Genomic DNA, 6,268 nt, shown 5'->3' on the forward strand with positions numbered 1-6,268 from the left:
CCTATGCTCGCCCTTGGCAAATTGCTTGAGCTGACCCTCACCGATCACGAACCGGCCGAGAAGACCCAAGTGACACCCAAGGGCGCGCGTTTGCGCTGGCTGGGGGAGGGCGCGTTGGAAGTGCGCCCTGCCGAGAGCGAGGATTGCGGGCTGGACTTGCTGTTGTCCGCCGGCATCCATGGCAACGAAACGGCGCCGATCGAGTTGCTCGAACGGCTGCTGCACGGCGTGGCCAACGGCAAGATCAAGCCCAAGGCACGGTTGCTGTTCCTGTTCGGCAACCCGGCGGCGATCCGCAAGGGCGAGCGTTTCATCGAGCAGGACATCAATCGCCTGTTCAACGGCCGGCATGAGCTTTCCAGTGGTTTCGAGGCACTGCGTGCCGCGGAGCTTGAGCAGTTTGCCCGGGTGTTCTTCAGCAAACCGGGGCGCAGCCGCCTGCATTACGACCTGCATACCGCAATTCGCGGTTCCAAGATCGAGCAGTTCGCCTTGTACCCCTATAAAGAGGGGCGCAAGCATTCCCGCCGCGAACTGGCGCGCCTGGCGGCGGCCGGCATGGAGGCGGTGCTGCTGCAAAGCAAGTCTTCCATCACCTTCAGTGCCTTCACCTACGAACAGCTGGATGCCGAAGCCTTCACCCTGGAGTTGGGCAAGGCCCGCCCGTTTGGTCAGAACGAGCAGGTCAACCTCGACAGGCTGGAAGAGCGGCTGATCCGCATCATCGAGGGGACCGAGCCCGAGGGCGAGGGCTCGCTCGATGGCCTGCAACTGTTCAGTGTCTCCCGCGAGATCATCAAGCACAGCGACAGTTTCCACCTGCATTTGCCCGCAGACATCGAGAACTTTTCCGAGTTGAGCAAGGGCTACCTGCTGGCCGAAGACCTGGCCGAGACGCGCTGGGTGGTCGAGGAGGAGGGCGCACGCATCATTTTCCCCAACCCCAAGGTCAAGAATGGCTTGCGGGCTGGCATCCTGATCGTTCCGGATTCGGGGCAGCGGCTGGGCTGATACCGAGTCGCCCGCGAAGCAGGCGACTCGGTTTCGGATCCCATCCATGATGAAAACCTTTTAATTCACCGCCTGTTCCATTTTCCCTCCCCATCAGCGGTAATTGGCTTGCCAGTGGCGAAAGGCAGGATTTAGCATCCGGGCATGTCATTTTCGTTTGCATAGCCTGAAAAACCGTTCAAACGACGGTTTCTATCGTATAAACACACTGCATCGAGATTGCAGGACCGATATAATGCGGCCCTTTGCCGTCGTTTCGTCGACGTGTTTGCCCAACTGGGCCGCCGTTTCCGTGGAAGAACCTATGAAAAGCGCAGAAATCCGTGAAGCCTTCCTTCGCTTCTTCGAAGAGCAGGGCCATACCCGAGTCGCCTCCAGTTCGCTGATCCCGAACAACGACCCAACCTTGCTGTTCACCAATGCCGGCATGAACCAGTTCAAGGACTGCTTCCTCGGTGCGGAGAAGCGTGCCTACACCCGTGCTGTCAGCAGCCAGAAGTGCGTGCGCGCCGGTGGTAAGCACAACGACCTGGAAAACGTCGGTTACACCGCGCGTCACCACACCTTCTTCGAAATGCTGGGCAACTTCAGCTTCGGCGACTATTTCAAGCGCGATGCCATCACTTTCGCCTGGACCTTCCTGACCTCGGACAAATGGCTGAACCTGCCCAAGGAAAAGCTCTGGGTAACCGTCTACGCCACCGACGACGAAGCCTACGATATCTGGACCAAGGAAGTCGGCGTGCCAGAAGAGCGCATGGTGCGCATTGGCGACAACAAAGGCGCACCGTACGCCTCTGACAACTTCTGGACCATGGGCGACACTGGCCCGTGCGGCCCATGCACCGAGATCTTCTACGACCACGGCGCGGACATCTGGGGCGGCCCACCCGGCTCGCCAGAAGAAGACGGCGACCGCTACATCGAGATCTGGAACAACGTTTTCATGCAGTTCAACCGCACCGCCGACGGCGTGCTGCACCCGCTGCCAGCGCCGTCGGTAGACACCGGCATGGGCCTGGAGCGTGTCAGCGCCGTGCTGCAGCACGTGCACTCGAACTACGAGATCGACCTGTTCCAGAACCTGCTGACCGCCGCGGCCCAGGCCATCGGTTGCAGCAACGACGGCCAGGCCTCGCTGAAAGTGGTGGCCGACCACATCCGTTCGTGCGGTTTCCTGATCGCCGACGGCGTGCTGCCGTCCAACGAAGGCCGTGGCTACGTGCTGCGCCGCATCATTCGTCGCGCCTGCCGCCATGGCAACAAGCTGGGCGCCAAGGGCAGCTTCTTCTACCAGATCGTTGCCGCACTGGCCGCCGAAATGGGCGAAGCCTTCCCGGAGCTGAAGAGCCAGCAAGCGCACATCGAACGTGTGCTCAAGGCTGAAGAAGAGCAGTTTGCCAAGACCCTGGAGCAGGGCCTGCGCATCCTCGAGCAGGACCTGGCCCAGCTCAAAGGCGACGTGGTACCGGGCGACGTGGTGTTCAAGCTGTATGACACCTACGGCTTCCCGATGGACCTGACTGCCGACATCGCCCGTGAGCGCGAGCTGACCATCGACGAAGCCGGCTTCGAGCGCGAAATGGACGCCCAGCGTGAGCGTGCGCGTTCCGCCAGCGCCTTTGGCATGGACTACAACAGCCTGGTCAAGGTCGATAGCGCCACCGAGTTCCTCGGCTACGACGCCACCGAAGGCCAAGGCAAGATCATCGCCCTGTACAAGGACGGTCAGGCCGTCGACCAGCTGGGTGAAGGCGAGCAGGGCGTGGTCGTGCTCGATCGCACGCCGTTCTACGCCGAGTCCGGTGGCCAGGTGGGTGACACCGGCTTCCTGCAGGCCGGCGCTGCGCGCTTCGACGTGCGCGACACCACCAAGACCGGCGGTGCCTTCCTGCACCACGGCGTGGTCGCCAGCGGTGCGCTGGTGATCGGTTCGCCAGTCGAGGCCAAGGTTGATGCCGATGTACAGCACGCCACCTCGCTGAACCACTCCGCCACCCACCTGCTGCACGAAGCGCTGCGCCAGGTACTGGGCGAGCATGTGCAGCAGAAGGGCTCGCTGGTCGACAGCCAGCGCCTGCGTTTCGACTTCAGCCACTTCGAGGCGGTCAAGCCAGAGCAGATCAAGCAGCTGGAAGACATCGTCAACCGCGAAGTGCGCAAGAACACCCCGGTGGAAACCGAACTGACCGACATCGAAACCGCCAAGGCCAAAGGTGCCATGGCGCTGTTCGGCGAGAAGTACGGTGACACGGTGCGTGTGCTGAGCATGGGCGGTGATTTCTCGGTGGAGCTGTGCGGCGGTATCCACGCCAAGCGCACCGGTGACATCAGCCTGTTCAAGATCATCAGCGAAGGCGGCGTGGCCTCTGGCGTGCGTCGTATCGAAGCGGTTACCGGTGCAGCAGCGCTGGCCTACCTGAACGCTGCCGAAGAGCAGGTCAAGGAAGCCGCACAACTGGTGAAAGGTAACCGCGACAACCTGATCGACAAGCTGTCGGCTGTGCTCGAGCGCAACCGCCAGCTGGAGAAGCAGCTGGAACAGCTGCAGGCCAAGGCCGCCAGCGCCGCCGGGGACGATCTCTCCAATGCGGCCGTTGAGGTCAAGGGCGCCAAGGTACTTGCTGCCCGCCTGGATGGGCAGGATGGCAAGGCACTGCTGGCCCTGGTCGATCAGCTGAAGAACAAGCTCGGCCACGCAGTGATCCTGCTGGGCAGCGAGCATGAGGGCAAGGTCGTGCTGGTGGCCGGCGTGACCAAAGACCTCTCCAGCCAACTCAAGGCTGGCGATCTGATGAAACAAGCCGCTGCGGCGGTGGGTGGCAAGGGCGGTGGCCGTCCGGACATGGCCCAGGGTGGTGGCGTCGACGTCGCTGCACTGGACCAGGCCCTGGCGCTGGCCGTGCCATTCGCAGAGCAGGGACTTTGAGATGAAGGGGTGGATGGTCTAGTCATCCACCCCTTCATGTTGGATTGTTTTTTGGGGCCCTGTATGGGCTGAGGCACCATTGAAATGGCGTTGATCGTACAGAAATTTGGCGGCACCTCTGTCGGTTCCATCGAGCGGATCGAGCAGGTAGCCGAAAAGGTCAAGAAACACCGTGAAGCGGGCGACGACCTGGTGGTTGTATTGTCGGCCATGAGCGGTGAAACCAATCGCCTGATCGACCTGGCCAAGCAGATCACTGATCAGCCAGTTCCGCGTGAGCTGGACGTGATCGTGTCGACCGGTGAGCAGGTCACCATTGCCCTGCTGACCATGGCCTTGATCAAGCGCGGTGTACCAGCGGTGTCCTACACCGGCAACCAGGTGCGCATTCTCACCGACAGCGCGCACAACAAGGCGCGCATCCTGCAGATCGACGATCAGAAAATTCGCGCCGACCTCAAGGAAGGCCGTGTGGTCGTGGTTGCGGGCTTCCAGGGTGTGGACGAGCACGGCAGCATCACCACCCTGGGCCGTGGCGGCTCCGACACCACAGGCGTGGCCCTGGCGGCGGCGCTGAAGGCTGACGAGTGCCAGATCTACACCGACGTCGATGGCGTCTACACCACTGACCCGCGTGTTGTGCCGCAGGCCCAGCGCCTGGAGAAGATCACCTTCGAAGAGATGCTGGAAATGGCCAGCCTCGGTTCCAAGGTGCTGCAGATCCGTTCGGTGGAGTTCGCCGGCAAGTACAACGTTCCGCTGCGCGTGCTGCACAGCTTCAAGGAGGGTCCGGGTACCCTCATTACCATTGATGAAGAGGAATCCATGGAACAGCCGATCATTTCCGGTATCGCCTTCAACCGTGATGAAGCCAAGCTGACCATTCGCGGCGTGCCGGACACCCCGGGCGTGGCCTTCAAGATCCTCGGCCCGATCAGCGCTTCGAACATCGAAGTGGACATGATCGTGCAGAACGTCGCCCACGATAACACCACCGACTTCACCTTCACCGTACACCGCAACGAGTACGAGAAGGCGCAAAGCGTGCTGGAAAACACCGCCCGCGAAATCGGTGCCCGTGAAGTGATCGGCGATACCAAGATTGCCAAGGTCTCGATCGTTGGCGTCGGCATGCGTTCGCACGCCGGTGTTGCCAGCCGCATGTTCGAAGCGCTGGCCAAGGAGAGCATCAACATCCAGATGATCTCCACTTCCGAGATCAAGGTCTCGGTCGTGATCGAAGAGAAATACCTGGAGCTGGCCGTGCGCGCACTGCACACCGCGTTCGAGCTCGACGCCCCTGCCCGACAGGGCGAGTAAGGCGCTGCCTGGGAGGGCGCGGCTGGTGCCGCGCCCTTCGCGTTTCTGCTCGCCACGCAGGCCCTGTCCTGCCCTGTGTGGCGCGTAATCGGGCCAGTCGGCCACGACCGGCCCTGACACCCAAGACTGTTACCCCTGAATGTTTGCGTAAGGAGAAAGCTATGTTGATTCTGACTCGTCGGTGCGCCGAGAGCCTGATCATTGGAGACGGCGAGATCACCGTGACGGTGCTCGGCGTCAAAGGCAACCAGGTGCGTATTGGCGTCAGCGCCCCTAAAGAAGTGGCCGTTCACCGCGAGGAAATCTACCTGCGGATCAAGAAGGAGAAGGATGAAGAGCCAAGCCTTTAATTTTTTTGAAGTTTTTTTCAAAAAAAGGGTTGCAAAGGTGAAAGAGGTTCTTTAATATTCGCCTCGTGTTGCGGTGAGGTGGCCGAGTGGCCGAAGGCGCTCCCCTGCTAAGGGAGTATACCTCATAAGGGTATCGGGGGTTCGAATCCCCCCTTCACCGCCATTATTTGCGTAGGGCGCTGTAAACGGTAAGAACGCTAAGTAGTTGATTTTAAACGAAAACGTTCTTGCAAAAATGTTTCAGCGACCTATAATGCGCGGCAAGACACGGACTCATAGCTCAGCTGGATAGAGTACTCGGCTACGAACCGAGCGGTCGCAGGTTCGAATCCTGCTGAGTCCGCCACTTTTGAAGTGGCTTTGTTTGCAAGGCTGCTTCAATCAACCAGCGGTATCTGGTCTAAAACTTCCAATCGCGGACTCATAGCTCAGCTGGATAGAGTACTCGGCTACGAACCGAGCGGTCGCAGGTTCGAATCCTGCTGAGTCCGCCACTTTCTTGAAGTGGCTCTGCTTGCAAAGCTGCTTCAGTCAACCAGCGGTAACCTGGTCTAAAACTGCCAATCGCGGACTCATAGCTCAGCTGGATAGAGTACTCGGCTACGAACCGAGCGGTCGCAGGTTCGAATCCTGCTGAGTCCGCCACTTTCTTGAAGTG

4 protein-coding genes and 4 tRNA genes are annotated in these 6,268 nt (G+C 60.5%); all 8 read left to right on the plus strand.

Annotated features, from left to right (window positions below):
* Positions 1-3 precede the first annotated feature (3 nt).
* The 8 genes from astE (at position 4) to ACFY9W_RS02870 (ending at position 6,255) form a co-directional block, all read left to right on the plus strand.
* Positions 4-1,011 carry a succinylglutamate desuccinylase gene (gene astE, locus ACFY9W_RS02835; protein ID WP_391125442.1) on the plus strand — a complete coding sequence of 336 codons (1,008 nt, stop codon included), beginning with the start codon at positions 4-6 and terminating at the stop codon, positions 1,009-1,011.
* Between the two features lie 304 nt (positions 1,012-1,315).
* Positions 1,316-3,940, plus strand: coding sequence for an alanine--tRNA ligase (gene alaS / locus ACFY9W_RS02840; protein ID WP_391125445.1), 2,625 nt, complete (start codon positions 1,316-1,318; stop codon positions 3,938-3,940).
* An 84-nt stretch (positions 3,941-4,024) separates the two neighbouring features.
* Positions 4,025-5,260, plus strand: a complete 1,236-nt coding sequence (locus ACFY9W_RS02845) for an aspartate kinase (RefSeq protein ID WP_019099135.1) — start codon at positions 4,025-4,027, stop codon at positions 5,258-5,260.
* A gap of 161 nt (positions 5,261-5,421) precedes the next feature.
* The gene (csrA, locus tag ACFY9W_RS02850; RefSeq protein WP_003254503.1) at positions 5,422-5,610 is read left to right on the plus strand and encodes a carbon storage regulator CsrA; all 189 of its coding nucleotides are present in this window, start codon (positions 5,422-5,424) and stop codon (positions 5,608-5,610) included.
* Between the two features lie 72 nt (positions 5,611-5,682).
* A tRNA-Ser gene (locus ACFY9W_RS02855) sits at positions 5,683-5,773 on the plus strand.
* Between the two features lie 106 nt (positions 5,774-5,879).
* Positions 5,880-5,956: transfer RNA gene (locus ACFY9W_RS02860), tRNA-Arg, on the plus strand.
* A gap of 71 nt (positions 5,957-6,027) precedes the next feature.
* A tRNA-Arg gene (locus ACFY9W_RS02865) sits at positions 6,028-6,104 on the plus strand.
* A gap of 74 nt (positions 6,105-6,178) precedes the next feature.
* Positions 6,179-6,255 (plus strand) — tRNA-Arg (locus ACFY9W_RS02870).
* Positions 6,256-6,268 lie beyond the last annotated feature (13 nt).

The sequence above is a fragment of the Pseudomonas sp. NPDC008258 genome (assembly GCF_042956345.1).
In the GTDB taxonomy this organism is placed as follows: Bacteria; Pseudomonadota; Gammaproteobacteria; order Pseudomonadales; family Pseudomonadaceae; genus Aquipseudomonas.